Source organism: Acinetobacter populi, assembly GCF_002174125.1.
Lineage (GTDB): Bacteria > Pseudomonadota > Gammaproteobacteria > Pseudomonadales > Moraxellaceae > Acinetobacter > Acinetobacter populi.
On the sequence record NZ_NEXX01000001.1, the window covers coordinates 1,259,044 to 1,284,323 of the forward strand.

Consider the following 25,280-nt stretch of genomic DNA (forward strand, 5'->3'; position numbering starts at 1 on the left):
CTTTAAGGATTACTGCTACGGTTCACCAAACTACGCTCAAAAGAAATGACCGCCTGATTTAAAATCTGCTGATCCGTTAAGGATCGGCTGATATTAAGCGTTTCATTTGGCTCAATACCCTTACCCTCAATCAAATGTCCTTGCGGGGTATAATAAAGCGCCACCGTTAACTGCAATGCACCCTGTTTTAAGGGAAATAATTTCTGGATTGCCCCTTTGCCATAACTGGTCTCACCCAGTACTAAGGCACGATTTTGTTCTTTTAATGCAGCTGAAAATACTTCGGCAGCCGAAGCAGAGAAACGGTTTTGTAAAATGGCAATTGGGTAATTAATCGGATTCTGACTGGGGAGTGCCTGAAATTTTTGTGGTGGATCAATGCGGCCTTTGGTGGTAACAATCAAACCCTGTTCCAGAAATAAATCTGCCAGATCAACCGCAGCAGAGAGCAAACCCCCCGGATTATCACGAATGTCAATCAACAAGCCACGAATCGTAGTACGTTGCTGATAGATCTTAATAATCTCCTGAACCTGTGCCGTAGTATCCTGTTGAAATGCCTTAATGCGGATTACCAGAATACGATCATCTGTCAAAAATGGTTCGACATCATAATTTAATTGCTGATCACGTACCACCTCAACCGTTTGTACTTTTTCATCGGTTTTCACTCTTAAACTCAGAGTGCTACCGAAAGTACCTGTCAACATACTTCTCAGACTACGTCCATCCAAAGCCTGAATATTTACCCCATTAATTCGTTCAACAATCTGACCATCCCGAAGCCCTTGACGATAATTATCAGAATTTCGGACGATTTTGTTCAATTGCCAGTTTTGTTGATCTGCATTGAACTGCAAGCTCAATTGCGGTTCGGCAATCTGTCCCTCGGTAAAATCCAGTAATTGCTTATAATGTTCGGCATCCAGATAACGAGAATAAGGATCCAAACGTTCTGCCAAACCATGCATGGCATTTTCAAAAAGTTCGGTGTTGGTTAATGGATCAACATAATTGTCTTTAATGATCTGGAATGTTTCGATAAAGTTTCGAATCTGCTCAATCGGTACATCTTCGACCTGATCCATATCCTCCTGATCCGTTTCCGCCTCATTCAGACTTAATTCATCATCTTGTTCGGATATTGTAGATACAATTTGCTTAGGTGCGGGCTGCGCAAGGTTTTGCCCTAATCCTGTCTGTCCAGTTGCTATTTGCTCAATGTCTGTAGACTTTGTTTCAGTCGCCGCTCTTTTTTGCATGACGGTCGGTGCTGCATATACGATGCCGAAACACAAGCTGACGCTTAGAACCAGTAAACCACCACTAAGATACAGCTTGTTCGACATAATTTTTCCTATGATTGATTTGGCAATTGAATCAAATTACGCCCTTGCATTTCCGCAGGTGCAGGAATATTCATTAAATTCAATAAAGTTGGTGCAACATCTGCCAAAACACCACCTTCCAGAATGGTCGCCGTCGTAGGTCCTACATAAATAAAAGGTACCAACTCGGTCGTGTGCTGAGTATGTACTTGACCACTGTCATAATCCTGCATCTGCTCGACATTACCATGATCGGCAGTCACAATCATATGACCATGATTTGCCATCACCGCATCATATACCCGTCCAAGACTAGTATCGACAGCTTCAACGGCTTTTACCGCGGCATCGAACACACCTGTATGACCAACCATATCACCATTGGCATAATTGACAACCAATAAGTCATATTTACCAGAATTAATAGCCTCCACCAGTTTATCAGTGACTTCATAAGCACTCATTTCCGGTTTTAGATCATAGGTCGCAACATTCGGGGAAGGAATCAGAATACGAGTTTCACCCGGATATTCGTCTTCTCGTCCGCCACTAAAGAAAAATGTGACATGCGCATATTTTTCTGTTTCTGCAATACGTAATTGGGTTTTACCCAGATTTGACAGATATTCTCCCAGAGAATTTACCAAGGGTTCCGGCATATAGGCAACAGGCGCATCAATAGTAGCCTGATAACGCGTTAGCATGACAAATTTGGATAACTGTGGCACGACTTTACGCGCAAAACCGTCAAAGTCTTTTTCGACAAAAGCACGGGTTAACTCACGCGCACGATCGGCACGGAAGTTCATAAACACCACGCTATCGCCATCTTGAACTTTGGCAATATCACCAATACGTGTAGCTTTAACAAACTCATCCGTTTCTTCTGCGGTATAAGCCTGTTGCAGACCTTCTAGCGCGCTGTCTACCACACGCACCGCTTCACCTTCGGTCAATAAGCGATAAGCCTGTTCCACACGATCCCAGCGATTATCACGATCCATGGCAAAATAACGCCCAATTAAAGTCGCAATACGTCCCTGTCCTGGATATTGTGCAAATAAGGCATCAAACCGTTTTAAGGTCGGTTCTGCACTTTTTGGTGGTGTATCGCGGCCATCAAGGAATGCATGCAAATAGACTTTGGCACCACGTTTTAATGCCAGTTCACACATTGCTGCGATATGGTCTTCATGCGAATGCACACCACCATGTGACAACAAACCAATAATATGGACTGCACCACCTGCACTTTTCGCTTTTTCAACCGCATCGATCAACACTTCATGTTCAAAGAATGCACCATCACGAATATCTTTGGTGATCCGGGTAAAATCCTGATACAGCACTCGACCAGCACCCAAATTCATATGACCAACTTCCGAGTTGCCCATCTGACCATCAGGTAAACCGACATCTTCACCGGAACCAGAGATTAAGCTATGCGGATGATTGCTTTGCATTGCTATCAGGTTTGGTGTTTTTGCCGCAAGGAAAGCATTATCTTTTACATCCTCACGATGTCCAACACCATCCATAATTACCAAAACATGTGGAATTTTATGCATCGCTACATCGGTCATTCTTAATCGTCCATCATCGGTTTAAAAGTTATGCAATTTTACCCAATTTTACGGGTTAAAGTCATTAAATAATTCTCAACACGCTAACGTACCCGGTGCAGCAAATACGCCCCTACACCCAGTAAAAATACAATCGGCACAAATACAAACCATGCCGCAGAAGGGCTATATACTAGACTGGCATAGCCCAGAAAATCCTGTATGTAATAAAATCCAAGCCCTGTAAACAGTGCGATCACCAGACGAAATCCCATCGATTGTTGACGCAAGGGGCCAAAAATAAATGAACATGCCACCACCACCAAAGCAATCAAACTCAGCGGGGAAGCAACTTTTTTCCAAAAAGCCAGTTCATATTTTTTCGGCACCTGACTATATTCATGCATATAGCTCATCAGACTTAATAAGTGACTAGGTGCCAGATCTTCTGGATCAACCGTCACCATATGCACATATTTCGGTTGTAATGCCAAAGGTAGAGGTTCTTCGCTACGAATCGACTGCTGTGCATTGCCCTGTGGAAAAATATCCACCTGTTTAACATTTTTTAAACGCCATTGCTGACCTTGTTCAAATTGTCCCTGCTCGGCATTGATGGTAGAAACCAGCCGATAATTCTGATCAAAGTCCATGACCTGAATATTATTCAGATGACCCTGTGCATTGGCATAATCAATATAAATAAACCGCTGATCTTCCCGGGTCCAATAGCCCCTTACCGTACCCAAAGAGGCGGCATAATTTTCTTTTTTTGTCAGTTTGGCATGTTCATTGGTATAAGGAAGAACCCATTGACTCAGCACAAAGGACAAGATGATCAGCAGTAATGCCGGTCTTAAGGTCCAGCCGACAATACGCCACAAACTCACCCCAACCGAACGCATCACCACCAGTTCACTATTGGAGGCCATGCTACCCAGACCTATCACCGCACCGATCAGGGCCGCAATTGGTAACAACTCCAATAGCTTACTTGGCGCATCCCAGAACACATATTGCAAGGCATTCCATGCATTATAATGTTCATTTAAATCGCCCAGCTCGGCCAGATAACCAAACAGCATTTGCAGTAATAACAAGATACTGACTGCACCAAGCATGGCAAGACCAGTGTTTTTCACCACATGCCGGGATAAAATTCGATTAGAACTCATACTGAACCTTTCCCTCTTGCCAGACGTTGTTTAATCTTGGGTGCAAGCTCCTGTTTACGCGCAAAAAACCATGCCACTGCGGTATAAATAAGCAGTACTACAGGATATGCCCAAACTCCCAGCTCACCTTTGGTCATTCGAGTTTTAACCGCCATCATGGCAACAATCAAACTGGCAAAAATCATAATGGCAGGAAATAAACGATAATAACGCCCCTGCCTTGGACTGACTTCGGATAAAGGCACAGCCAGCATTAATGCCAGAATGATGACAAATCCACCAAACACACGCCAGCCAAGCTCACTCATAATCACCGGATTACCCTGACGTTTATCCCAAAGCTGTGACATGGTCATAGACTCTAAACGTTGCGCCTCGATTTCTTGATCATCTTCTGCTTCGAGTCGCAAACGATAGGTTTCAAACTCAGCCTGTAAATATTTAGCCTGCCCAGGGATAAAACTATAACGTCGTCCCTGATGTAAATCGACCACGCTGGCATGCCCTACATCGGACACCACACGTTGTGCTTCCTTGGCAAGGATAATCACATCAGGCTTACCTGCTTCTTTGGCTTTTTGATAGAAGAAAATATCTTTTAAACTGCGTCGATCTTCCGACAAATCACCGGCATAAATGGTATAGGGTCCACTGGAAATAAACTCTTTGGGACGAACCAGATCAAAACCGCTACGTACTGCCTGAGTCATGGTCAATTGATCAAACTGGCGATTTCCCCATGGCGAAATGACCATCATCAACAACATCTGTATCACCAGAATCACCACAGCCAGCGGTAATAACTTACGCCCAAGCTGACCACGACTGATGCCGCTACTGTTAAGTACAGCCATTTCATGATCGACATATAAACGCCCAAATACCAACATCAATCCCACAAAAAAGCCCAAGGGCACAATCAGGGTTAAAAATTCGGGTAGACGAAATCCAATGATGCTAAACAGTACACTGACATCTAGACGTCCTTGTGCAGCCACACCAAAATATTTAATTAAACGCCCTCCCATCATCACTAGGGTAAGCAGTGCCACCACAACGGATGAGGTTATGACAACTTGTTTGACTAAATAACGTGTGATGATCAAGGAGTGGTCCTCACAAGAGTGATCTAAATATAAAAAATGGAACTTGTCGATCGTTCATCGGCTATATACTGATGAATTGCTTACAGATCCGGATAAAACAGTTAAGTTGCGAATGATTTTGGACGCAACATATTTTGCAAATGTTGCCTAGTTTACCTGATTGCACAAAATATAGAACTATTGTTATTTTGCAGAAGCACAATAAAGCGGTATATTTATGTTAAAACACGCAATTCCCTGCGATCGAAATATAGAGATTGATATGAAATTTTCACTGTTAACAGAAAGCTCAGATTTAAGCAGCTCTCCTCTACTTATCACCCTGCTACATCCAGAAAATATTCCACAACAACTTGAGCAATATCAATTTAATCAACTAGATAAATGGCTAGAAGCGAGCCAATTTCAGGCAAAATTCAACGATTTACAACCCGCATTACAACAAAGTCCACGTAATGCCGTTCTTTATCTGGCAGGGTTAGGCGATACCGCAGAACTCAGTGCGAGCAAAGTGACAAAACTGGCACAGACCATTATCAAGACAGTACAAAAGAAAGCCGAAAGCATCGTAATTGATCTGTCTGCTCTGGCAGAGGACTACCAAGCAACATTTGCACTGGCACTGGCGCAAGCCAATTATAGTTTTGACCAGTTCAAATCCAAAAAAGTTGATAATAAACTCGCTCAAATCAGTTTTTATCAGGCAGCTAGCAGCCTGAATAGCGAAAAACTTGCGCTGATTGAAGCCATCAGCACAGGACAAAGTTATACCCGTAATTTGGGTAATACACCCGGCAATGTCTGTTTTCCCGAATATCTGGCCGAGCAGGCACTTGAATTGGCCAATGAATTTCCAGACCTGCTTAAAGTGACGGTACTTACCGAACAGGACATGACCGATCTGGGCATGAATGCATTCCTCGCAGTCAGCAAGGGTTCAGATCGCCCGGGTCGCATTGTAATACTGGAATATGCGGCACAGCGTGAAGAAAAACCTGTGGTACTGGTCGGTAAAGGGGTAACCTTTGATACAGGTGGTATTTCGCTTAAACCTGCTGCAACCATGGATGAAATGAAATTTGATATGTGTGGTGCTGCCACGGTATTAGGGGTGATTCGTGCACTATGTGAAAGCCGTTTACCAATCCATGTGGTGGGTGCTTTGGCCTGTGCAGAAAATATGCCGTCTGCACATGCAACACGTCCTGGGGATATTGTCACCACGCTGAGTGGTCAAACCGTGGAAATCCTAAATACTGATGCCGAAGGTCGTTTGGTGCTGTGCGATACCTTAACCTATATCAAACGCTATGACCCAGAGCTGGTGATCGATATTGCAACCCTGACCGGAGCCTGTGTAGTCGCACTCGGCAAAGTATTAAGCGGATTATTCAGCCCAGATAATGCACTGGCGCAGGAACTGATCAGTGCTGGTGAACAAAGCTTTGACCGGGTATGGCGTATGCCTGTGCTGGAGGATTATCAGGAACTTCTGGATTCGCCTTTTGCCGATATGGGCAATATTGGTGGACCAACTGGTGGTGCTATTACAGCGGCATGTTTCCTGCAACGCTATACCAAAGACTATCGCTGGGCACATCTTGATATTGCCGGCACTGCATGGCTGTCTGGCGCACAAAAAGGTGCAACTGGTCGCCCTGTCCCTTTGTTAATGCAATTCCTCGCCAATCGTGCACAAGGATAAGCCGGTTTTATGCATAAAATCAGTTTTTATCTGATCGAGAAAAAACCGCAGCGGCAAGTCGATCTGGCTTGCCGTTTGTGTCAGCAAATTTATAAAAAACATCGCATCTGGCTGTATTTTGCCGATCAACAGGCATGTGAAGAATTTGATTTGCAACTCTGGCAATTCGATCAAAGCAGCTTTATTGGTCATGGCATCGATCAACAGGATGCACAAATTTGTCTGTCTTTAACACCACCCAATCCAACTTTTGAGGTCTGTATCAATTTGTCAGGTCAGCCCATGAATATTACCGAATTACCACATTCGGCGCTTCATTTGATTGAAATCGTCGGTAATAATGAGCAAGATAAACAACTTGCACGGGAAGCGTTTAAATTCTATCGCAAACTTGGAATTGAACCCAACGTACATAAAATTTAATTTTTTCATTTAGGCGAAAAGGAGCAAAGTCGTGGCGTTAAATGTGGGGGACAACTTCAAACAACGTTGGTTAGCGACGCCCGAAACTGTGCGCCAGACGTATTGCGACGAATTAAAATTTATTTGTGCGCTATTAGAACCTGATACACAGATCAACAAATGGCAACATCAGGAAGTTTTGTTGCAACAGCGCAATCGTCATATGATTGATCAGGCCTACAGCCAGCTTAAACAGGAGATTCTGGCCGAACAGGCCCGTCTTGCTGAAGAACGCAAACGGCAACGTCAGGCCGCTCTAGAACAGGCTTTGGCGGATAAGCGCGCGCAACAACAAGCAGAGATTGCGGCCATTGAGGCACAGGATCGTGTCAAAGAACAGCAGCAGAATGAATATTTGCAGCAATTTGCCAAAGATTTACAGCAACAGGTCGCGCATCAAACCACCGTACAAATTGCTAAATTTGATGTCACACAAGTCAAGCAATTTAATCAGGATAAGCAAAATAGCAGTGCCACTGTAGAGCAGCTTGCAAGTTCCCCGCAAGTGGACGATTTAAAAACCCGACTGGAACTTGAAGCCGAATATTATATCGAACAGACCTTGCAACAATTGCGGGAAAAGCTCAAAGCCGCTGCACAGGAAGAAATTGAAATCATTCTTCAACAACAGCACTGATCTTTATATATTGTCGAAAAATTAAGACAAGCTTATTGATCATCATCCTTGGATCGAGGTAGATGTTTAATATATTGCAAGGCAATCAACCGCGATACAATCAGGGTCAGATACATAACCCCACAAAACATCTGTAACGATACAATCACCCGTGCAATATCTGCTTGTGGATAGATATCACTCAAGCCAGTGCCCGATTGCACACTAAAACTTAAATATAACAAGCCTAACCAGGAACGTGCTGTATCCTGTACCAAATTAAAACTATGATAATCCCATGCCTGACATGCACTATATAAAAATGCAAATGACCAGACCATCAGGGTAAAGACACACGCTGCGGCAAATAATTCATCACGGGTCAGATATCTGTCATGGAACATATAACGTGATAAACCATAGGCAGCATACATATAAGCAAAGGCTTCAAATAAATTGGCACTGATCACCATCCATTTACTGTCAAATCCCAGCGCAACAGCAATCGAAAGGCACAATGCCGGTGCAATGCTAATCACCGTCACCGTCGTATACACAGTTGTCGTGCGCATGATTTTTGCCACCAGTAATAGGGCAATTGCAGACAACGTCCATGACACAGCACTATTGGCCACACTATGGTTGGTAAAAGGTGCAAGCAATAGAATCAGCAACTGAACCAATAACAACCAAGCCGATGGCAAGAGTTTTAAGCTATGCCAGAATGACAACAAAAACTGCTTAACCATCGTTGCACCTAAAATTTATGAATCAAAATGTATTAAAAATTCTCTGGGAGTAACTTTAAGGTTTTTAACGTAGAGATTGTCAACGTTTGTCTGGTTTTTGGCGAGCTGTCTTTTTGCATCGTCATATTGAGCGAAAATGCCTGAACTTTCCCATTAGGCTGTTCGACCCAGCCCGTATACCAACCCACCATTGGTTCAACATCCATGCCCCAACCACTTTTGGCATACAACTTATAACCCTGCTTTTCCTCAATCAATATCATCTGCTGGACTTGCTGTTGGACATTTTTGGAGAAGGCCAGCTGTTGGTTAGCCAATTGATAAGCAAATTTTGCTTCCTGTTCGGGACTAATGGTGAGTGGCCCAACCAGCCAGAAATTATCCACTTGAGTACCAATATTTTGGTTGCCATAACCGACTCTTTTGACTTCGCTGGCCATCAATGGTAGACCAATTCTACGTGCCAACTCCTGATAAACCGGTACTGCCGATGCCTGCATCGCCTGTGCCAGCGTCATGTCTTTTTCCCAAGCTGGAAAACTGCGTTTTTGCCCATCCCATTTAAACACTTCCGAACTGGTCACTTTGCCATGCTCTAGTCCAATCAGGGCATTCAATATTTTAAAGGTTGAAGCAGGGATATATTGCTGTGTGGCACGATCCACATCACTGCCAAAATTTGCAAAGCTTTGTCCATTATAAATGGTCATAACCCCATCAATGGCATGGGTTTGAAAATCATGTTGAATCTGTTGAATTTGCTGCTGACTGACGACAGTATCTCGTTGGGTAGGTGCATGTTGGCAAGCAGATAAACTTAGAGCTAGACACACACCACCGATCAATAATACTTTATTCATAGAATTACTTTTTCCAATTTATTCAAAAAATTTTCGAATGGGTATGATAAATGATTACTCACGACCCTGTTCAAGCACATCGAATAAATCATCGGCAATTGAAGTCCCAAATTGATGGTCAATTTCCCGAATACAGGTTGGACTGGTGACATTAATTTCTGTAACAAAATCCCCAATTACATCCAGACCGACAAATACTAATCCTTTTGCTTTTAAAAATGGTCCAACTTTTGCTGCAATTTTTTTATCATTTTCGGTGAGAGGACGCGCTTCACCCTTACCGCCAGCCGCCAGATTACCCCGGGTTTCACCATTTTGCGGAATACGTGCCAGACAATATGGCACTGGTTCACCATTGATCATCAGAATCCGTTTATCCCCATCGACAATTTCCGGGATATAACGCTGCGCCATAATTGGTTGTTGTCCATTTTGTGTCAAAATCTCAAGCGTTGAACCAATGTTTACACCATCGGCAGTCAAACGGAAAATTCCTGTGCCACCCATGCCATCAAGTGGTTTTACAATGACATCCTGATGCTGTGTCAAGAACTCACGAATTAAACCATGCTGTGAGGTGACCAGTGTCGGCACCTGTAATTCGGGGAACTGTGTTGCAAACAACTTTTCGTTACAGTCCCGTAAGGATTGTGGTTTGTTAATAATCCATGCACCCTCGCGTTCTGCCTGTTCCAGAATATAAGTGGTATAGACAAAATTCATGTCGAATGGTGGGTCTTTACGCATTAACACCACGTCATAAGCGGCGATTGACTCTTTCTGCTTTTCGCCCAGCGTATAATAATCGTTGTAATCCTCAGACACCGTCAAAGGAGAGATCAAACCAAATGCCTTACCCTGCTCAATATATAAATCCTGTTGTAAGGCATAACCCAACGCATGCCCTCGACGACTTGCTGCCCACAGCATCGCCATGGTGGAATCTTTTTTTAAATTGACGTTTTCAATGGGATCCATTACCACAAGTACACGCATGATTTTCACTCGATTTTTTAAATGTTTGCAAGTATAGCGGATCATTATAACGGTTGAAATTTCACAATATGTAATTGCTTTGCAAAATTAACGCAAAGCAAAATCAATGTGTGTCATTTAACTGCATTCTAATGATTTAAATACATCAGGATTTTGCAGGGATTTCGCATTGTTCCCCTTCACAAGATGCTGCTTCGGGAACCTGTGACTGTTGCAATGCTTGCTGTAACGCCTGTAAAAATACGCTCCGGTCCTGCACCCCGGATAATCCAACTTTTTGATCAAAAACAAAAAATGGTACACCTGTAATATTTAACTGTTGTGCAAGTGCTTCATCCTGACGGACATCTGCGGAAAATTGCTGGCTGTCCAGCACCTCAATCACATCTACGGAGCTCAAACCAATACGTTCGGCAATGTGCACGACCACTTCCCGCTCACCAATCGCCAGCCCTTCAGTCATATAGGCATGGAAAAAAGCTTCTTCTGCCTCATTCCCCAAACCCTTGTTCTGAGCCAAATGAATAATTCGATGTGCGTTAAAACTATTACCGGAATTGGCCTTTTGCCATTGAAAATCAATTCCTTCTGTTGCAGCAAGTTCGGCAATGCTTCGTTCCATCTCTTGCATCTGAGCAACTGTACGCCCATATTTTTGCGCCAGACGTTCTGTATTGGATTGTTGATGTTTCACTGGTGCATTGGGATCCAGCTCGAAACTATGCCAATGAATATCTAGCGTCACGTCTGCTTCGGCAGCCACCTGTTCCAGTCGTTTTTTACCAATATAACAAAAGGGACAGACCACATCTGACCAGATATCTACACGCATGATAATTCTCGATTACAAATTTATCTGTTATTAATGTCACTTCATTTATGCTTTTTAAATAGTCTATAACAAAACTTTACGCAAAATAAAAAAGGGAGCGGACTCCCTTTTAAGCTGTGGTTCAGTTGGCTAGATACAGTTCTTAAATCCTAAAACAGACATTAATCATCCAGAATTCCTTCAAACAGGACTGTCGATAAATAACGCTCACCACTATCTGGTAGAATCACCACAATATTTTTACCAGCATTCTCCGGACGTGCTGCCAATATTGCCGCTGCGGCCAAGGCTGCACCACTGGAAATGCCGACTAAAATACCTTCTTGTGTGGCAGATTTACGTGCCCATTCAACAGCATCATCACCTTTGACCGCAATCACTTCATCGACAAGGTCCAAATCCAGATTCTTTGGAATAAAGTTTGCTCCGATACCCTGAATTTTATGTGGTCCGGGTGTCAAATCTTCACCACGTTTGGCCTGACTAATGATCGGCGATTCAGCGGGTTCAACGGCCACAGAATAAATCGGCTGTTGTTTACTGTGCTCGAAATATCGGGAAATTCCGGTAATGGTACCGCCGGTGCCGACACCTGCCACCAGAATATCGACTTGTCCCTGTGTTGCTGCCCAGATTTCCGGTCCTGTTGTATCCTGATGAATTTGAGGATTGGCCGGATTTTCAAATTGTTGTGGCAAGAAATAAGTATCAGGATGTTCAGTTGCCAAACGCTGTGCTTCATCCAATGCACCTTTCATGCCTTTGGCAGGTTCAGTCAAAATCAGATTGGCACCAAAAGCTTTAAGCACTTTACGACGCTCAATACTCATACTGGCTGGCATGGTCAAGGTAATCGGATAACCTTTTGCCGCTGCAACAAATGCCAGCGCAATACCGGTATTGCCACTGGTCGGTTCAACAATATGCATACCGGGCTTTAATACACCACGTTTTTCAGCATCGGCAATCAATGCTGCACCGACACGGCATTTCACCGAAAATGCAGGATTACGACTTTCTATTTTTGCAAAGACATTCGCTTGCCCTTGGATAATACGATTGATTCGAACCAGAGGTGTATTACCAATGGCTTCTGCATTATTACTATACGCTGCGATACCCAAGTTTTCTGGTGTAGGAAATTGTTGATCTGTTGCCATGTTATATCCTTAAATTTAATAAAGTTATTCACTTCATGATAATAGAACATTTTTATCATGCTACCCTAATCATTTCACAGGATAAAATTTAGCAATTGTGTAATGATCCGCCTGATCCCGCAAAAATAATTTTTTCCATCAGACTGCTAGTTTATATCTAGCCATTTGTTTTATCATAAAGCATTCTCTGGCTATTTCTTTTTATCATGACTCCTGCCTGTAAACTGCTTAAATCAAAGAAAATTGACTATTCTATCCATGAATATGAGCATGATCCTAACAATCATAATTTTGGTCTGGAAGCAGTAGAAAAATTGGGCTTAAGCCCGGAAGAAACCTTTAAAACCCTACTGGTGACCGATGGCAAAAATCACTATGTTGCGGTATTGCCTGTTGCATTTCAGCTGAATCTGAAAAAAGCTGCGCATGCCTTTGGTTGTAAAAAATTAAGCATGGCTGACCTGCATGATGCCGAGCGATTGACCGGCTATCTGGTGGGCGGTATTAGTCCACTTGGGCAAAAGAAACGCCTAACGACCATCATTGACAGCCATGCACAAACCTTAGCAAAAATGTATGTCAGTGGTGGTAAACGTGGCCTAGACATTGGTATTGCGCCGCAGGATCTTGCCACGGTATTAAATGCAAAATTTGTGGATGTGATTGATCAGTAAAATTTAAAATGATAACCGGTTCACATCATGCCAAAATCTGTGTATCGATACGTGTACCACGCAATAAAGTTTTTGTCACAGGAGTCTTTTGGCAAATCTCTAAAATTTTTGCTTTACTGATCTCATCTAAATCCCGATCAAAACGAAGCGTCCTTGAAATCCACTCTTCACCCGTCTGATCGGTATGAAAATTGAGTTCAATGCTAAAATGTCCATAATCCCATCCTTTATGTTGTGCATACATCCGTAATGTAATCATGGTACAGGCTGCCAATGCGGCAAGCAAATAATCATAAGGCGCAGGTCCTTGATCTTTGCCACCGAATTGCTCGGGTTTATCAGTTAAATATTGATGCCGACCACTACTTAATTGACCAGCCCAAGGTTCGGCTAAACTTGAAATATGTGTCGTTGCAATAATCGCCATCTTTAATCCTTATTTTGATGCTTTCATTTTCTCGGGCATAACGGGTGCAACTAAACGATCGCCAAGATACTTGGGAATATCACCAAAGCGAGCGTCATGATTAATCCACTGCTCCCGTGCAGTTTTAATTTCTTCAGTACTCCGTGCCACCAGATTCCACCATAATAAAATCTCACTGTCAAAAGGTTCGCCGCCAATCAATAAAATACGACTACCTTTTTGCATTTGTAGATGTAGATTGTCATGTGTGGTATCAATCACCAACATATTTTCCTGAGTCAACTCATGACCATTGATCACTGCCTGATGATCCAGTACCAACACCCCATATTCAAATTGCGGATTCAGTTCAAGTACTACGTCCACATCATCAACTGCTTCTATATCCAGTGCAAGCAATGCACTATAGACTTCGACGGGAGAGCTTTGCTCTAAATAATCTCCAACCAGTATCGTGATACAGGCACCATCTTTCTGAAGGGTAGGCAACACTGGATAATGATCAAAGCGTGGTGGCATATTGCGTTGATCATCAGGTAAGGCAATCCAAAACTGGGCAGTATGCATGCGGGTTTCGGTCACTGGCGCAACTTCGGTATGCGAAATGCCATAACCAGCCGTCATTAAATTGACCTGTTTTGGCCGAATCAACTGTTCACTGCCCAAACTATCCATATGCATGACGGTACCATCAATCATCCAGGTAAAGGTCTGCAAACCAATATGCGGGTGCGGGCCAATATCTAATCCATCACCTGCCGGAAACTCAACCGGACCAGCATGATCAAGAAAGCACCAAGCACCAATCATACGTTTTTCACGACTGGGTAAAGCCCGTTTAATGATGGTGCCATGACCGATTTCAGCCTGCCGTAGTTTAATTTCATTCATCATTGCATCTTGATCCATAGGGTTATTTAAAGTGGTGAGTCTTTTGTTTATTCTTCTCATTCATAAACATTTATATCTTTTTACAAAGTATACTTAAGTCCATGCTAACAGCCGACCAAAAATAAAAAAGTATAGGATTGCATTATTTTTATTCATTCAGATAAAAAGTATCTTCCATCCGTACATTCTTATTCAAGAATTTGCTGATAAATCTAATCAGATCATTGACGCTCTCTTTTTGGATCGGCTTACGATAAACAAATTCCAAATCATAAATTTCCGCCAGTTCCGGATACTCAATCAAAGTAATATTGCGAGGACAATTAAAACGCGATGCGCTGGAAATAATAGTATAGCCCAGATCAGAGGCCGCCAGACCTAAAGCAGAATTAAAGTCGGAAACAGTTTCCATGATTTTAGGTTCAAAATTGGCTTTGGCACATTGCATAAAAGTAAAATCATAAAATTCTGGAGATTGTTCCCGTGGAAAAAAAATACAATTCTCCTGCTGTAGGCCATGTAAAGATTTACGTGCAATACTCTCAATTTTTCCTCCAGCAGCACAGGCAATCAATAATCGGCATTTCAACAATGGAATACCTATTTTAGTTTTATCAGCTTTGGTTCGCCATGCCATAAATCCCGCATCCAGTACACCTTCGCTGAGCTTTTCTGACTGACTCACTGCCAGCGTAGGTTCTATAATCAATTGAATATTTTTATATTTTTTCTGAAATAAACTAATAATTTTAGTAATTGCAGGATTCCATGTATAAGTTGGAGCGATGCCAATGTGGAGAACTTCCGAAATACCACCAGCGCGCTTGGCATTACTTCTTGCCTGTTCCAAGGTACTTAAAATGTATGGTGCATCCAGAAGAAACTGCTCCCCTGCAGGGGTCAATTCAATACCACGAGAACGACGTGTAAATAACTCCACTCCCAAAAAAGTCTCCAGATCATGAATTTGTCGACTTAACGCAGGCTGTACAATAAAAAGATGCCGAGCGGCTTCAGAAATACTGCCATATTGGGCAACAGCTTGAAAATAGATAATTTTCTTTAGGTCAATCACAGTATCTCTCCTGTATAACGCTTATCTTAGAATTATTTCCAGCCTCTAGCCATACTTTTTTTCTATAGCAGTGATAGAAAATTAATATTTTTATGCAAGTACTGTATTTCATTATGATGGGGAAAATTTTAGGGAATATCTATCAGGATCGGTATATGACAATGAATGAACAGGACATCACTACAGCGCAGCCAATAGAAGACAAGGTTCCGAAGAAACTTATTGGTGCAGCCGTAATTGGTGGAGCACTGGAATGGTATGATCTTGGTGCATATACTTTATTTGCATATGCAATTTCGCACCATTTCTTTCCTACAGCAAATGAAAGCGTTTCTTTACTCCTTACTTTCGTAACTTTTGCTGCCGGTTTTTTAACACGTCCTTTAGGTGCAGCCATTTTAGGTGCATATTCTGATCGTGTCGGTCGAAAAGCCGCTTTATCATTAACCATGATGTTAATGGCTGTCAGTATGGCCATCATCACTTTTTGTCCGACCTATGAACAAATCGGTCTGTTAGCCCCTATTATTATTGTAATTGCCCGCTTGATTCAAGGCATCTCTGCTGGTGGTGAAATTGGCAGTGCGCTTTCCATCCTGATTGAATCGGCACCTAAACACAAACGTGGTCAATATGCTGCATGGCAACAAGTCAGTCAAACTGGTGCATTTCTAGTTGCAGGTTTAGTTGGCTGGTTAATTACATTGTCCTTTACACCTGAACAAGTCATGGAATGGGGCTGGCGATTGGCTTTTGCTTTCGGTATTCTGGTCGCACCAGTAGGTTTCTTTATTCGTCGCCATATCAAGGAATCTTCTGTCTTTATTGAAGAAAAGAAAAAAGATAACAAGGAACATGTACCTTTTATGACGCTTATCCGTAGTAATGGTGCAGCCCTGTTACTCGGTATTGGTATTGTCATGATCTGGACTGTTACCAGTAAAACTGCCAGTTCTTTCATGCCCACCTATGCAGTAAAGAACCTTCATATGGAACTTTCATCACCTTATCTGGGCATGATTGTGGTGGGTATTGTCCTTTTATTTTGCCCTCTTGTTGGGGCATGGTCTGACCGTATTGGTAGAAAGCCAATTATGCTCGGATCTGCTTTGGCAATTCTGATTTCAGCTTATCCTTCTTTTTGGCTATTATCCAGTTATCCTACTACTTGGGTACTCATCTTCCAGCAGTTGTTTTATGCCATTTTAATGCTGCTATATACAGCACCTGCTTCTGCCATGTTATCGGAACTTTATCCAACTGCTTTTCGCTCATCTGGTATTGCACTGTCCTATAACATTGCCGTCACAATTTTTGGTGGATTCTCTCCCGCCATTGCTACTGCCCTGATTAGTATTACGGGCGATAACCGTGCCATTTCTTATTACATTATGTTTGCAGCATTCATCAGTATTATTGCCTTGCTTGCTTCCACTAAAGTATTTAAGAAAGCCACACAATAACTATCACAAATGATGTATTACGATCTTTGCTACATTGGAGTTACAATATGAACAAGGCAAAAATCATTTCAGGTATTCAACAGTTTCTACCTGAAATGATTGAAATTCGCCATAGTCTACATGCTCACCCTGAATTGGGATTTCAGGAAAAAAATACCAGTCAGCTTGTTGCGAAAAAACTGAGGGACTGGGGATATGATGTGGTGACCAATATTGCTGGTACTGGTATAGTCGCAAATCTGACAGCCGGCAATGGTAAAAAAACCATTGGTTTAAGAGCAGATATGGATGCCTTACCCATTATAGAGCAATCAGGATGTCATTATACCAGTCAAAATGACGGTGTAATGCATGCGTGTGGGCATGATGGTCATACCACGTCATTGCTTACCGCTGCAAAATATCTGGCAGAGCATAAAAATTTTTCTGGTACCGTACGTTTAATTTTCCAGCCTGCTGAAGAGGGACTGGGAGGTGGCCGTCGTATGATAGAAGAAAAGCTGTTTGAACGTTTTCCTTGTGAAGCCATTTATGCCTTCCATAATGTGCCTGGTATTGCCCTAGGTAAACTGTGCTTTATACCTGGAGTTGCCACTGCAGCTTCTGATCGTGCCAGAATTGTTATCCATGGAAAAAGTGGTCATGGTGCAAAACCACATAAAGTCATAGACCCAATCGTCACAGCAGCGCATATTGTGACAGCATTACAGACTATTGTTTCTAGAAATATTGATCCTCTGGAAGCAGGTGTCATTAGTATTGGTAGTCTGCATTCGGGCGATGCCTATAATATCATCGCAGACAACGCTGAATTACGTCTGAGTATTCGTAGTTATAGTCCAGATGTAAGGGATTTACTGGAACAACGAATTAAAGATATTGTTCATCATCAATGTGCTGTTTTCGGTGCACATGCCGAGATAGAATATTGGCGTAATCATCCATCAGTCGTCAATGATGCTGAAAAAACAGCTTTTGCACAGCAGGTTGCGGAACAACTTCTTGGGCCAGATGCGGTGCTAGAACTGAGCAAACCTTTCACTTTTAGTGAAGATTTTGCCTTTATGACTCAGGCCTGTGCAGGCTCTTATTTTTTCATCGGCAATGGTGAATCCGCAGATTTACATAATGATCATTATGACTTCAACGATGAAAATCTGGCAACCGGAGGGGCTTTCTGGGTAGCGCTGACAGAAGCTTATTTATCTGATTAAGTACCTTTAACTTTACGTCCTAAGTGCGCTTTAGTACTCAGGACGTACTTATCCGCCTAGCACCATTCACCCAGACTTAAATCTCTTTAATCTGCATAAAGAATGGTTTCTTTCTGTGCATTAGTATTTATCTTTAATACGTTTTTATCATAAAAAATTGCAAGACCCACCACAAGTATCAGTAATATTATCCAGCCTGCCTGTTTATAATGATGCATCATGCTTACTCTCAATCCAATATGATTAATATAGTCTAGGCAAAACGATTCATCTCATCTAATATAGAAAAATACATAATCAATCTAATTTTAAGATCAATATGCCTACACTCAAACAATTGCAGTATTTAATCAAGATTGTTGAAGAAAATGGCTTTATTGCTGCTTCAGAAAAATTATATATTGCTCAATCTGCATTAAGCCGTCAGATGAAATTATTAGAACAGGAAGTCGGATTTGAAATTTTTGACCGCAGTCAGAAAAATATGCAACTGACACCTACAGGACAGTATTTTTATCAAAACATCAAAATTCATCTCAGTGGCATGCAGGACATTATTCAATCCTCACAACACATTGCCCAAGGAATTCATCGCGTAATTAAAATTGCACATTCGAGTAGTGTAATAATGGATCAGACGAAAATCCAAGCACTAGATTACATCAGCAAAAAATATCAGATACAGATTGAACTCAATACGCTCTCTTCGGAACAACAAATTCAGGCACTACTACATCATCAAATAGATATTGGCATGATTCGGCCACCTGTATTGCATCATATGCAACAGATCCATTCAGAGTGTCTTTATCATCAACCCTTATATTTAGCCATCAATACTGTCCATGCAAAATTTGACACCTTACAAAAAATTAAAATCGAGGATTTAAAAGATGAATTATTTGTATCGACACCGCATGCCGAACGTGGCGGATTAAGCTATCTGGTTTCTAATTTGTGCTTATCCAGAGGTTTTTTTCCTAAGAAAGCCAGTATTCAATCAAGAAAAATCTCACAACTGCAATTGGTTGCAGCCAATCTTGGCATTTGCATTGTACCGCTGGAATTTCAGTCGATTCTACCGCCTCAGGTGAAATTGTTAAGTCTAGAACAGAATACCTTAATGTCTGAGGTAAAATGTATATGGAAACAAGACTCCGATCTTGATCCCTATGTAGAAGAATTGGTTCAGATGTTACAGACTAAATCAATCTGGAAACCATAGCCCATAAAAAAGCCACCTTACGGTGGCCTCTTCAATCATGACATTGACTTACAATGCACGATTTTTAATTTTACGGATGGTTTCAAGCTGACCTGCAATCTCGGAAAGAGAAGCAAGAGCAGCCGCAGTATCAACCTCATTTTTCTGGTTCGCCAACAAGTTTTCCGCATTTTTACGTGCTTCAAGAATTGCTGCTTCGTCCAAGTTGTCTGCACGAATTGCGGTATCCGCAAGTACAGTCACAACATTCGGTTGTACTTCTAACACACCACCAGATACATAGACAATTTCTTCTGTACCGTTGGCAAGCTGAACACGAATCGGTCCAGGTTGTAACAAGGTTACCAGCGGTGCGTGACCGGGTAAAATACCCAGTTCACCGCCTGCACCTTTTGCGATCAGCATCGTAACTTGTCCAGAGTAAATTGACTCTTTAACACTTACGACATCACATTGCATAGTCGCCATGAGATAGCCTCCTAATTAGAGTTGCTAATTACAGCTTCTCGGCTTTAGCAATCGCTTCGTCAATACTACCCACCATATAGAACGCTTGTTCTGGAAGGTGATCGTATTCACCAGCCAAGATACCTTTAAAGCCACGAATCGTTTCTTTAAGTGGTACATATTTACCAGGTGCACCAGTAAATACTTCAGCAACGTGGAACGGTTGTGAGAAGAAACGCTGGATTTTACGCGCACGGTAAACAACCAGTTTGTCTTCTTCAGCCAATTCGTCCATACCCAGAATCGCGATGATGTCTTTAAGCTCTTTATAACGTTGCAATACATTCTGTACAGAACGTGCAATATCATAATGCTCAGAACCAACAACCAAAGGATCCAATTGACGTGAAGTCGAATCAAGTGGGTCAATCGCTGGATAAATACCGCTTGATGCGATATCACGGCTTAATACAACAGTTGCGTCCAAGTGGGCGAATGTTGTTGCTGGTGATGGGTCAGTCAAGTCATCGGCTGGTACATATACCGCTTGGATAGAGGTAATCGAACCAGACTTGGTTGAAGTAATACGTTCTTGTAGAACACCCATTTCTTCAGCAAGTGTAGGCTGATAACCTACCGCAGATGGCATACGACCTAACAGTGCTGATACTTCTGTACCTGCCAATGTATAACGGTAGATGTTGTCGACGAATAATAATACGTCACGACCTTTACCATTTTCATCTTTTTCGTCACGGAAGTACTCAGCCATGGTCAAACCAGTCAAAGCAACACGTAAACGGTTACCTGGTGGCTCGTTCATCTGACCGTAAACCATCGCAACTTTGTCAAGTACGTTGGAATCTTTCATCTCATGATAGAAGTCGTTCCCTTCACGGGTACGCTCACCAACACCAGCGAACACAGATAAACCACTGTGTGCTTTTGCGATGTTGTTGATCAATTCCATCATGTTTACGGTTTTACCAACACCGGCACCACCGAACAGACCTACTTTACCACCTTTTGCAAACGGGCAAAGTAAGTCGATTACTTTAATCCCAGTTTCAAGTAGTTCAGTTGAACCCGCTTGTTCTGCATATGAAGGTGCCTGACGGTGAATCGCCCAAGTTGTATTGCTATCAATTGGACCAGCTTCATCAATTGGACGTCCAAGAACATCCATGATACGACCCAATGTACCTGTACCAACTGGTACAGAGATTGGCGCACCAGAATCACTTACAGGAAGGCCACGTTTAAGACCTTCTGTAGAACCCATTGCGATAGTACGTACAACACCATCACCAAGTTGTTGCTGAACTTCCAACGTCGTTTCAGTACCATCAACATGGAGAGCGTCATAGATCTTTGGAACGCTATTACGTTCAAACTCGACGTCGATAACCGCGCCGATGATCTGAATGATACGACCGCTACTCATTGCTGTCTCCTCAATTCAAACTAATAATGTTAAACGGCAGCGGCACCGCCAACGATCTCGGAAATTTCCTGAGTAATCGCGGCTTGACGCAGCTTGTTGTAAATGAGCTGTAGGTCTTTAATCAGCTGACCTGCGTTATCTGTCGCAGCTTTCATTGCGACCATACGTGCAGATTGCTCACAGGCGATATTTTCAATCACGCCCTGATAAACCATAGACTCGATATAGCGAACCAACAAACCGTTCAGCAATTCTTCTGCCTCAGGTTCGTAAATATAATCCCAACCATATTGACGGTGGAGATCTTCGCTGTCGTTAGCTGGAGCCAAAGGCACAAGTTGCTCAACTTGCGGTTTTTGTGTCATGGCGTTAATAAAGCTGTTTGATACCAGATAAATACGATCCAACTCGCCTTTATCATAAGCATCTAGCATCACCTGCACAGAACCTGTCAACTGTTCCACATCTGGTGTATCACCAAGCTGTGTTGTTGCCCCTAGCACTTTACCGCCGTAGTTTTTAAAAAACGAAACCGCTTTTTGACCAATTAAAGCAAATTGAACTTCAATTGACTGCTCACGTTGCTGCTGGACATGCTGAATTACTTTTTTGAACAAGTTAATGTTCAAACCACCTGCAAGACCACGATCTGATGAAACGATGATATAACCCACACGTTTGACTGGACGATCGATCATATAGCGGTGTTTGTATTCAGGATTCGCTTGAACCAAGTGAGCAATTACACGGTGCATATTTTCGGCATACGGACGGCCCTGAGCCATGCGCTCTTGCGCACGACGCATTTTTGAAGCAGCAACCATCTGCATCGCACGCGTAATCTTCTGCGTACTTTTGATACTTGCTACTTTGGCTCGAATTTCTTTTAAATTTGCCATACGCTTAACCTAATCATCGAAAGCCCTTTCGAGCTTTCGAAGGTTGATCCGTGAAACAAACTTACTCTTAACAATTAGTAAGCCTGAGTCGCTTTGAAGCTCTCAATACCTGCTTTAATTTCTGCTTCGATGTCTTTGTTATAATCACCAGTTTCATCGATATTTTGCATTAATGCAGCTTTTTCAGAGCGGAAATATGCAATTAACGCAGCATCAAAATCTACAATCTTGTTCACAGGAACATCAGCCATGTAGCCTTCGTTAGATGCGTAAACTGAAACCGCTTGGTCAGCAATTGAATACGGCGCATATTGTTTCTGCTTCATCAACTCAGTCACACGTTGACCGTGTTCAAGTTGCTTACGTGTTGCTTCATCAAGGTCAGAAGCAAACTGCGCAAATGCAGCCAATTCACGATATTGTGCAAGCGCGGTACGGATACCACCTGCCAATTTTTTGATGATCTTGGTTTGTGCAGCACCACCCACACGAGATACCGAAATACCTGCGTTTACAGCAGGACGGATACCCGCGTTGAATAATGAAGTTTCCAAGAAGATCTGACCATCGGTAATCGAAATTACGTTCGTTGGTACGAATGCAGATACGTCACCCGCTTGCGTTTCGATGATTGGCAATGCAGTTAAAGAACCTGTTTGACCAGTCACTTCACCATTTGTGAACTTCTCAACATAATCCGCAGATACACGAGAAGCACGTTCAAGTAGACGTGAGTGAAGATAGAATACGTCACCTGGATATGCTTCACGACCTGGTGGACGACGAAGCAACAGGGAAATTTGACGATAAGCAACAGCCTGTTTAGACAAGTCATCATAAATGATTAACGCATCTTCACCGCGGTCACGGAAGTATTCACCCATAGTACAGCCAGAATATGGTGCCAGATACTGCATTGCAGCAGGATCAGCAGCAGCGGCTGCAACAACAGTGGTATATGCCATTGCACCGGTTTCTTCCAGCTTACGTACTACGTTGGCAATCGTTGATTGTTTCTGACCAATCGCCACGTATACACATTTAATGCCGGAATTTTTTTGGGCAATAATCGCATCGATCGCCATTGCTGTTTTACCAGTTTGACGGTCACCGATGATTAATTCACGTTGACCACGACCAACAGGGATCATGGTATCAACTGATTTATAACCAGTTTGTACAGGTTGATCTACACCTTGACGCCAAATTACGCCAGGTGCAACTTTTTCAACCTTGTCGGTTAATTTTGCATTTAGTGGACCTTTGCCATCGATTGGATTACCCAAAGCATCGACAACACGACCTAAAAGTTCAGGACCCACTGGAACTTCTAATACACGACCAGTACAGCTCGCTTTTTGACCTTCTTGAAGACCTAAGTAGCTACCTAAAACCACAGCACCCACTGAATCCTGTTCAAGGTTCAGTGCCATACCGTATAAGCCGCCTTCAAATTCGATCATTTCACCATACATGGCATCTGCCAGACCGTGAATACGCACGATACCGTCAGATACCATAACGATGGTACCCTCATTTTTTGCGGTCGCGCTGGTGTCCAGATCGCTGATACGCTGTTTAATGAGCGCACTGATCTCGGATGGATTCAGTTGTTGCATTGCGCTATTACCTCAATTCTTTGTATGTTCAGTCTTCTTTATTGCGCAAGAAGACGAGTCCGCATTTTTTCAAGCTTGTTCAGCGCAGAATCATCTATCACTTGATCGCCTGCACGAATCACCACTCCAGCAATTAAGTCGGAGTTGACTTCTACCGTAACATTGACTTTGCTGTTAAAGCGCTGTGTTAAACGCTCTGCAAGTTTTTGTTCTTGTTCAGCAGTTAAAGGAAATGCTGATTCAATCACAACGTCTACAGTATGATTATTCTGTGCTTTGAGTAGTTCATACTCTTCTGAGATATCAGGTAACAGTGCCAAACGATCATTATCTGCAAGCAAGGCCAAATAATTTGAAATTGCTACAGTCGTTTGTTCTGCACCCAGTACCTGTACAAAAGCTTTCACTTTTTCTACAGGTGTCAACTCAGGGCGATTGATATAAGCGGAAAATGCTTCATCTTGCACCGTTGCACTGAGCAGGCTTAATACGTTTGACCAAGAGTCAATCGCACCTTGCTCAGAAGCATAAGCAAATGCTGCTTTGGCGTACGGGCGTGCCAACGTCAAGAGTTCAGCCATATTTCGCCTCGCTTAAAGTTTCGCAGCCAGCTGTTCAAGCATGACAGCATGAGCTTGTTGATCAACTTGTTGAGTGAGGATTTTCTCCGCACCTTCAACTGCCAAGGCAGCAACTTGTTGACGTAGGGCTTCGCGGGCTTGGTTGATCTCATTGCCAACAGCTTCTTGAGCTTGTTGACGAATACGTTCACCTTCCGCAGCAGCTTGTACACGTGCTTCTTCAATAAGCTGTGCTGCACGACGGTTGGCATTTTCGATCAATTGTGCCGCTTGTGCTTTTGCTGCATCAATTTCTTGCTTAACTTGCGCTTGCGCATCAGCAAGGTCTGCTTTCGCTTTTTCAGCAGCATTTAAGCCATCAGCAATTTTACGCTGACGCTCACTAATCGCATTGATTAGTGGCGGCCAAACGAATTTCATGCAGAATGCAACAAAGAGTGCAAATGCAATCGCTTGGCCAATCAATGTGAGGTTGATATTCATTTAGCTATTCCTCAAAGATAGTTTTAGGAATGAAGCCGATTAACCTACAAATGGATTAGCGAAGATGAAGAACAAGCCAATACCAACACCGATCATAGGTACAGCATCAAGAAGACCCGCGATTAAGAACATACGCGTTTGAAGTTGTGGCGCTAATTCTGGTTGACGTGCAACAGCTTCTAGGAAACGACCGCCCAACAAACCAAAACCAATCGCAGTACCTAAAGCACCGAAAGCGATCAAGATAGCAGATGCAATTGCAACTAGACCTAAAGTGAGTTCCATGA

At 42.7% G+C, this 25,280-nt stretch carries 26 protein-coding genes; 7 read left to right on the forward strand and 19 right to left on the reverse strand.

The window, feature by feature from the left end:
- Positions 1–2: 2 nt before the first annotated feature.
- The 4 genes from CAP51_RS05890 to lptF all read right to left on the reverse strand — a co-directional run bounded on the left by CAP51_RS05890 (position 3) and on the right by lptF (position 5,171).
- On the reverse strand, positions 3–1,349 hold the full coding sequence (locus CAP51_RS05890) for a S41 family peptidase (protein ID WP_087619779.1): 1,347 nt from the start codon (positions 1,347–1,349) through the stop codon (positions 3–5).
- A gap of 8 nt (positions 1,350–1,357) precedes the next feature.
- Entirely contained in the window at positions 1,358–2,911 is a 1,554-nt protein-coding gene (gene gpmI, locus CAP51_RS05895) for a 2,3-bisphosphoglycerate-independent phosphoglycerate mutase (protein WP_087619780.1), read from the reverse strand.
- A gap of 83 nt (positions 2,912–2,994) precedes the next feature.
- The gene (gene lptG, locus CAP51_RS05900; RefSeq protein WP_087619781.1) at positions 2,995–4,065 is read right to left on the reverse strand and encodes an LPS export ABC transporter permease LptG; all 1,071 of its coding nucleotides are present in this window, start codon (positions 4,063–4,065) and stop codon (positions 2,995–2,997) included.
- Entirely contained in the window at positions 4,062–5,171 is a 1,110-nt protein-coding gene (lptF, locus tag CAP51_RS05905; protein ID WP_087619782.1) for an LPS export ABC transporter permease LptF, read from the reverse strand. The genes lptG and lptF overlap by 4 nt, the downstream gene beginning before the upstream one ends.
- Positions 5,172–5,433: 262 nt before the next feature.
- Here lptF and CAP51_RS05910 point away from each other — a divergent pair, with 262 nt between their 5' ends.
- The 3 genes from CAP51_RS05910 to CAP51_RS05920 are packed head-to-tail and all read left to right on the forward strand — an operon-like array spanning position 5,434 to position 7,975.
- Positions 5,434–6,876, forward strand: coding sequence for a leucyl aminopeptidase (locus CAP51_RS05910; RefSeq protein ID WP_087619783.1), 1,443 nt, complete (start codon positions 5,434–5,436; stop codon positions 6,874–6,876).
- Between the two features lie 9 nt (positions 6,877–6,885).
- On the forward strand, positions 6,886–7,299 hold the full coding sequence (locus CAP51_RS05915; protein ID WP_087619784.1) for a DNA polymerase III subunit chi: 414 nt from the start codon (positions 6,886–6,888) through the stop codon (positions 7,297–7,299).
- Positions 7,300–7,330: 31 nt separating this feature from the next.
- The gene (locus CAP51_RS05920; protein WP_087619785.1) at positions 7,331–7,975 is read left to right on the forward strand and encodes a hypothetical protein; all 645 of its coding nucleotides are present in this window, start codon (positions 7,331–7,333) and stop codon (positions 7,973–7,975) included.
- 32 nt (positions 7,976–8,007) lie between these two features.
- Here the strand turns inward: CAP51_RS05920 and CAP51_RS05925 are convergent, their stop codons facing one another.
- The 5 genes from CAP51_RS05925 to cysK form a co-directional block, all read right to left on the reverse strand.
- Entirely contained in the window at positions 8,008–8,703 is a 696-nt protein-coding gene (locus CAP51_RS05925) for an ion channel (protein ID WP_087619786.1), read from the reverse strand.
- 32 nt (positions 8,704–8,735) lie between these two features.
- Positions 8,736–9,563 carry a class D beta-lactamase gene (gene blaOXA, locus CAP51_RS05930; RefSeq protein ID WP_087619787.1) on the reverse strand — a complete coding sequence of 276 codons (828 nt, stop codon included), beginning with the start codon at positions 9,561–9,563 and terminating at the stop codon, positions 8,736–8,738.
- A 54-nt stretch (positions 9,564–9,617) separates the two neighbouring features.
- Positions 9,618–10,559: a glutathione synthase gene (gene gshB, locus CAP51_RS05935; protein ID WP_087619903.1), complete on the reverse strand. Its 942-nt coding sequence runs from the start codon at positions 10,557–10,559 to the stop codon at positions 9,618–9,620.
- 145 nt (positions 10,560–10,704) lie between these two features.
- Complete coding sequence (locus CAP51_RS05940) at positions 10,705–11,391, reverse strand: DsbA family oxidoreductase (RefSeq protein ID WP_087619788.1); 687 nt, start codon at positions 11,389–11,391, stop codon at positions 10,705–10,707.
- Between the two features lie 161 nt (positions 11,392–11,552).
- Entirely contained in the window at positions 11,553–12,551 is a 999-nt protein-coding gene (cysK, locus tag CAP51_RS05945; RefSeq protein ID WP_087619789.1) for a cysteine synthase A, read from the reverse strand.
- Between the two features lie 206 nt (positions 12,552–12,757).
- Between cysK and ybaK the strand changes: the two genes are divergently transcribed.
- Entirely contained in the window at positions 12,758–13,225 is a 468-nt protein-coding gene (gene ybaK / locus CAP51_RS05950) for a Cys-tRNA(Pro) deacylase (RefSeq protein WP_087619790.1), read from the forward strand.
- 25 nt (positions 13,226–13,250) lie between these two features.
- Here the strand turns inward: ybaK and CAP51_RS05955 are convergent, their stop codons facing one another.
- From CAP51_RS05955 to CAP51_RS05965, 3 genes are all read right to left on the reverse strand, one after another.
- On the reverse strand, positions 13,251–13,652 hold the full coding sequence (locus CAP51_RS05955; RefSeq protein WP_087619791.1) for an OsmC family protein: 402 nt from the start codon (positions 13,650–13,652) through the stop codon (positions 13,251–13,253).
- 9 nt (positions 13,653–13,661) lie between these two features.
- Complete coding sequence (locus tag CAP51_RS05960) at positions 13,662–14,603, reverse strand: pirin family protein (protein WP_087619792.1); 942 nt, start codon at positions 14,601–14,603, stop codon at positions 13,662–13,664.
- A gap of 88 nt (positions 14,604–14,691) precedes the next feature.
- Positions 14,692–15,618 carry a LysR family transcriptional regulator gene (locus CAP51_RS05965; protein ID WP_087619793.1) on the reverse strand — a complete coding sequence of 309 codons (927 nt, stop codon included), beginning with the start codon at positions 15,616–15,618 and terminating at the stop codon, positions 14,692–14,694.
- 155 nt (positions 15,619–15,773) lie between these two features.
- On the opposite strand from CAP51_RS05965, the gene CAP51_RS05970 reads away from it, so the two are divergent.
- From CAP51_RS05970 to CAP51_RS05980, 3 genes are all read left to right on the forward strand, one after another.
- On the forward strand, positions 15,774–17,081 hold the full coding sequence (locus tag CAP51_RS05970; protein WP_171294732.1) for an MFS transporter: 1,308 nt from the start codon (positions 15,774–15,776) through the stop codon (positions 17,079–17,081).
- Between the two features lie 47 nt (positions 17,082–17,128).
- Positions 17,129–18,295, forward strand: a complete 1,167-nt coding sequence (locus CAP51_RS05975) for a M20 aminoacylase family protein (RefSeq protein ID WP_087619795.1) — start codon at positions 17,129–17,131, stop codon at positions 18,293–18,295.
- Positions 18,296–18,614: 319 nt separating this feature from the next.
- Entirely contained in the window at positions 18,615–19,520 is a 906-nt protein-coding gene (locus CAP51_RS05980) for a LysR family transcriptional regulator (protein WP_087619796.1), read from the forward strand.
- Between the two features lie 48 nt (positions 19,521–19,568).
- Here the strand turns inward: CAP51_RS05980 and CAP51_RS05985 are convergent, their stop codons facing one another.
- The 7 genes from CAP51_RS05985 to atpE all read right to left on the reverse strand — a co-directional run bounded on the left by CAP51_RS05985 (position 19,569) and on the right by atpE (position 25,278).
- Positions 19,569–19,988 (reverse strand): F0F1 ATP synthase subunit epsilon, encoded by a 420-nt coding sequence (locus CAP51_RS05985; protein ID WP_087619797.1) that lies wholly within the window; start codon positions 19,986–19,988, stop codon positions 19,569–19,571.
- A gap of 28 nt (positions 19,989–20,016) precedes the next feature.
- Positions 20,017–21,411 (reverse strand): F0F1 ATP synthase subunit beta, encoded by a 1,395-nt coding sequence (atpD, locus tag CAP51_RS05990; RefSeq protein ID WP_087619798.1) that lies wholly within the window; start codon positions 21,409–21,411, stop codon positions 20,017–20,019.
- 29 nt (positions 21,412–21,440) lie between these two features.
- A complete protein-coding gene (atpG, locus tag CAP51_RS05995) occupies positions 21,441–22,310 on the reverse strand; it encodes a F0F1 ATP synthase subunit gamma (protein WP_087619799.1) in 870 nt (289 codons plus the stop codon).
- Positions 22,311–22,384: 74 nt separating this feature from the next.
- Complete coding sequence (gene atpA / locus CAP51_RS06000; protein WP_087619800.1) at positions 22,385–23,929, reverse strand: F0F1 ATP synthase subunit alpha; 1,545 nt, start codon at positions 23,927–23,929, stop codon at positions 22,385–22,387.
- A 38-nt stretch (positions 23,930–23,967) separates the two neighbouring features.
- On the reverse strand, positions 23,968–24,510 hold the full coding sequence (locus CAP51_RS06005; protein ID WP_087619801.1) for a F0F1 ATP synthase subunit delta: 543 nt from the start codon (positions 24,508–24,510) through the stop codon (positions 23,968–23,970).
- 12 nt (positions 24,511–24,522) lie between these two features.
- Positions 24,523–24,993 carry a F0F1 ATP synthase subunit B gene (locus CAP51_RS06010; protein ID WP_087619802.1) on the reverse strand — a complete coding sequence of 157 codons (471 nt, stop codon included), beginning with the start codon at positions 24,991–24,993 and terminating at the stop codon, positions 24,523–24,525.
- Positions 24,994–25,032: 39 nt separating this feature from the next.
- Positions 25,033–25,278 (reverse strand): F0F1 ATP synthase subunit C, encoded by a 246-nt coding sequence (gene atpE / locus CAP51_RS06015; protein WP_000424060.1) that lies wholly within the window; start codon positions 25,276–25,278, stop codon positions 25,033–25,035.
- Between the last annotated feature and the right edge of the window lie 2 nt (positions 25,279–25,280).

Excerpts from the sequence above, each read along its gene's own strand:
- CAP51_RS05890 (WP_087619779.1), bottom strand. The coding sequence starts at position 1,349 with ATGTCGAACAAGCTGTATCTTAGTGGTGGTTTACTGGTTCTAAGCGTC.
- gpmI (WP_087619780.1), bottom strand. The coding sequence starts at position 2,911 with ATGACCGATGTAGCGATGCATAAAATTCCACATGTTTTGGTAATTATG.
- lptG (WP_087619781.1), bottom strand. The coding sequence starts at position 4,065 with ATGAGTTCTAATCGAATTTTATCCCGGCATGTGGTGAAAAACACTGGT.
- CAP51_RS05910 (WP_087619783.1), top strand. The coding sequence starts at position 5,434 with ATGAAATTTTCACTGTTAACAGAAAGCTCAGATTTAAGCAGCTCTCCT.
- CAP51_RS05915 (WP_087619784.1), top strand. The coding sequence starts at position 6,886 with ATGCATAAAATCAGTTTTTATCTGATCGAGAAAAAACCGCAGCGGCAA.
- CAP51_RS05925 (WP_087619786.1), bottom strand. The coding sequence starts at position 8,703 with ATGGTTAAGCAGTTTTTGTTGTCATTCTGGCATAGCTTAAAACTCTTG.
- blaOXA (WP_087619787.1), bottom strand. The coding sequence starts at position 9,563 with ATGAATAAAGTATTATTGATCGGTGGTGTGTGTCTAGCTCTAAGTTTA.
- gshB (WP_087619903.1), bottom strand. The coding sequence starts at position 10,559 with ATGCGTGTACTTGTGGTAATGGATCCCATTGAAAACGTCAATTTAAAA.
- CAP51_RS05940 (WP_087619788.1), bottom strand. The coding sequence starts at position 11,391 with ATGCGTGTAGATATCTGGTCAGATGTGGTCTGTCCCTTTTGTTATATT.
- cysK (WP_087619789.1), bottom strand. The coding sequence starts at position 12,551 with ATGGCAACAGATCAACAATTTCCTACACCAGAAAACTTGGGTATCGCA.
- ybaK (WP_087619790.1), top strand. The coding sequence starts at position 12,758 with ATGACTCCTGCCTGTAAACTGCTTAAATCAAAGAAAATTGACTATTCT.
- CAP51_RS05955 (WP_087619791.1), bottom strand. The coding sequence starts at position 13,652 with ATGGCGATTATTGCAACGACACATATTTCAAGTTTAGCCGAACCTTGG.
- CAP51_RS05960 (WP_087619792.1), bottom strand. The coding sequence starts at position 14,603 with ATGAGAAGAATAAACAAAAGACTCACCACTTTAAATAACCCTATGGAT.
- CAP51_RS05970 (WP_171294732.1), top strand. The coding sequence starts at position 15,774 with ATGACAATGAATGAACAGGACATCACTACAGCGCAGCCAATAGAAGAC.
- CAP51_RS05975 (WP_087619795.1), top strand. The coding sequence starts at position 17,129 with ATGAACAAGGCAAAAATCATTTCAGGTATTCAACAGTTTCTACCTGAA.
- CAP51_RS05980 (WP_087619796.1), top strand. The coding sequence starts at position 18,615 with ATGCCTACACTCAAACAATTGCAGTATTTAATCAAGATTGTTGAAGAA.
- CAP51_RS05985 (WP_087619797.1), bottom strand. The coding sequence starts at position 19,988 with ATGGCGACTATGCAATGTGATGTCGTAAGTGTTAAAGAGTCAATTTAC.
- atpD (WP_087619798.1), bottom strand. The coding sequence starts at position 21,411 with ATGAGTAGCGGTCGTATCATTCAGATCATCGGCGCGGTTATCGACGTC.
- atpG (WP_087619799.1), bottom strand. The coding sequence starts at position 22,310 with ATGGCAAATTTAAAAGAAATTCGAGCCAAAGTAGCAAGTATCAAAAGT.
- atpA (WP_087619800.1), bottom strand. The coding sequence starts at position 23,929 with ATGCAACAACTGAATCCATCCGAGATCAGTGCGCTCATTAAACAGCGT.
- CAP51_RS06005 (WP_087619801.1), bottom strand. The coding sequence starts at position 24,510 with ATGGCTGAACTCTTGACGTTGGCACGCCCGTACGCCAAAGCAGCATTT.
- CAP51_RS06010 (WP_087619802.1), bottom strand. The coding sequence starts at position 24,993 with ATGAATATCAACCTCACATTGATTGGCCAAGCGATTGCATTTGCACTC.
- atpE (WP_000424060.1), bottom strand. The coding sequence starts at position 25,278 with ATGGAACTCACTTTAGGTCTAGTTGCAATTGCATCTGCTATCTTGATC.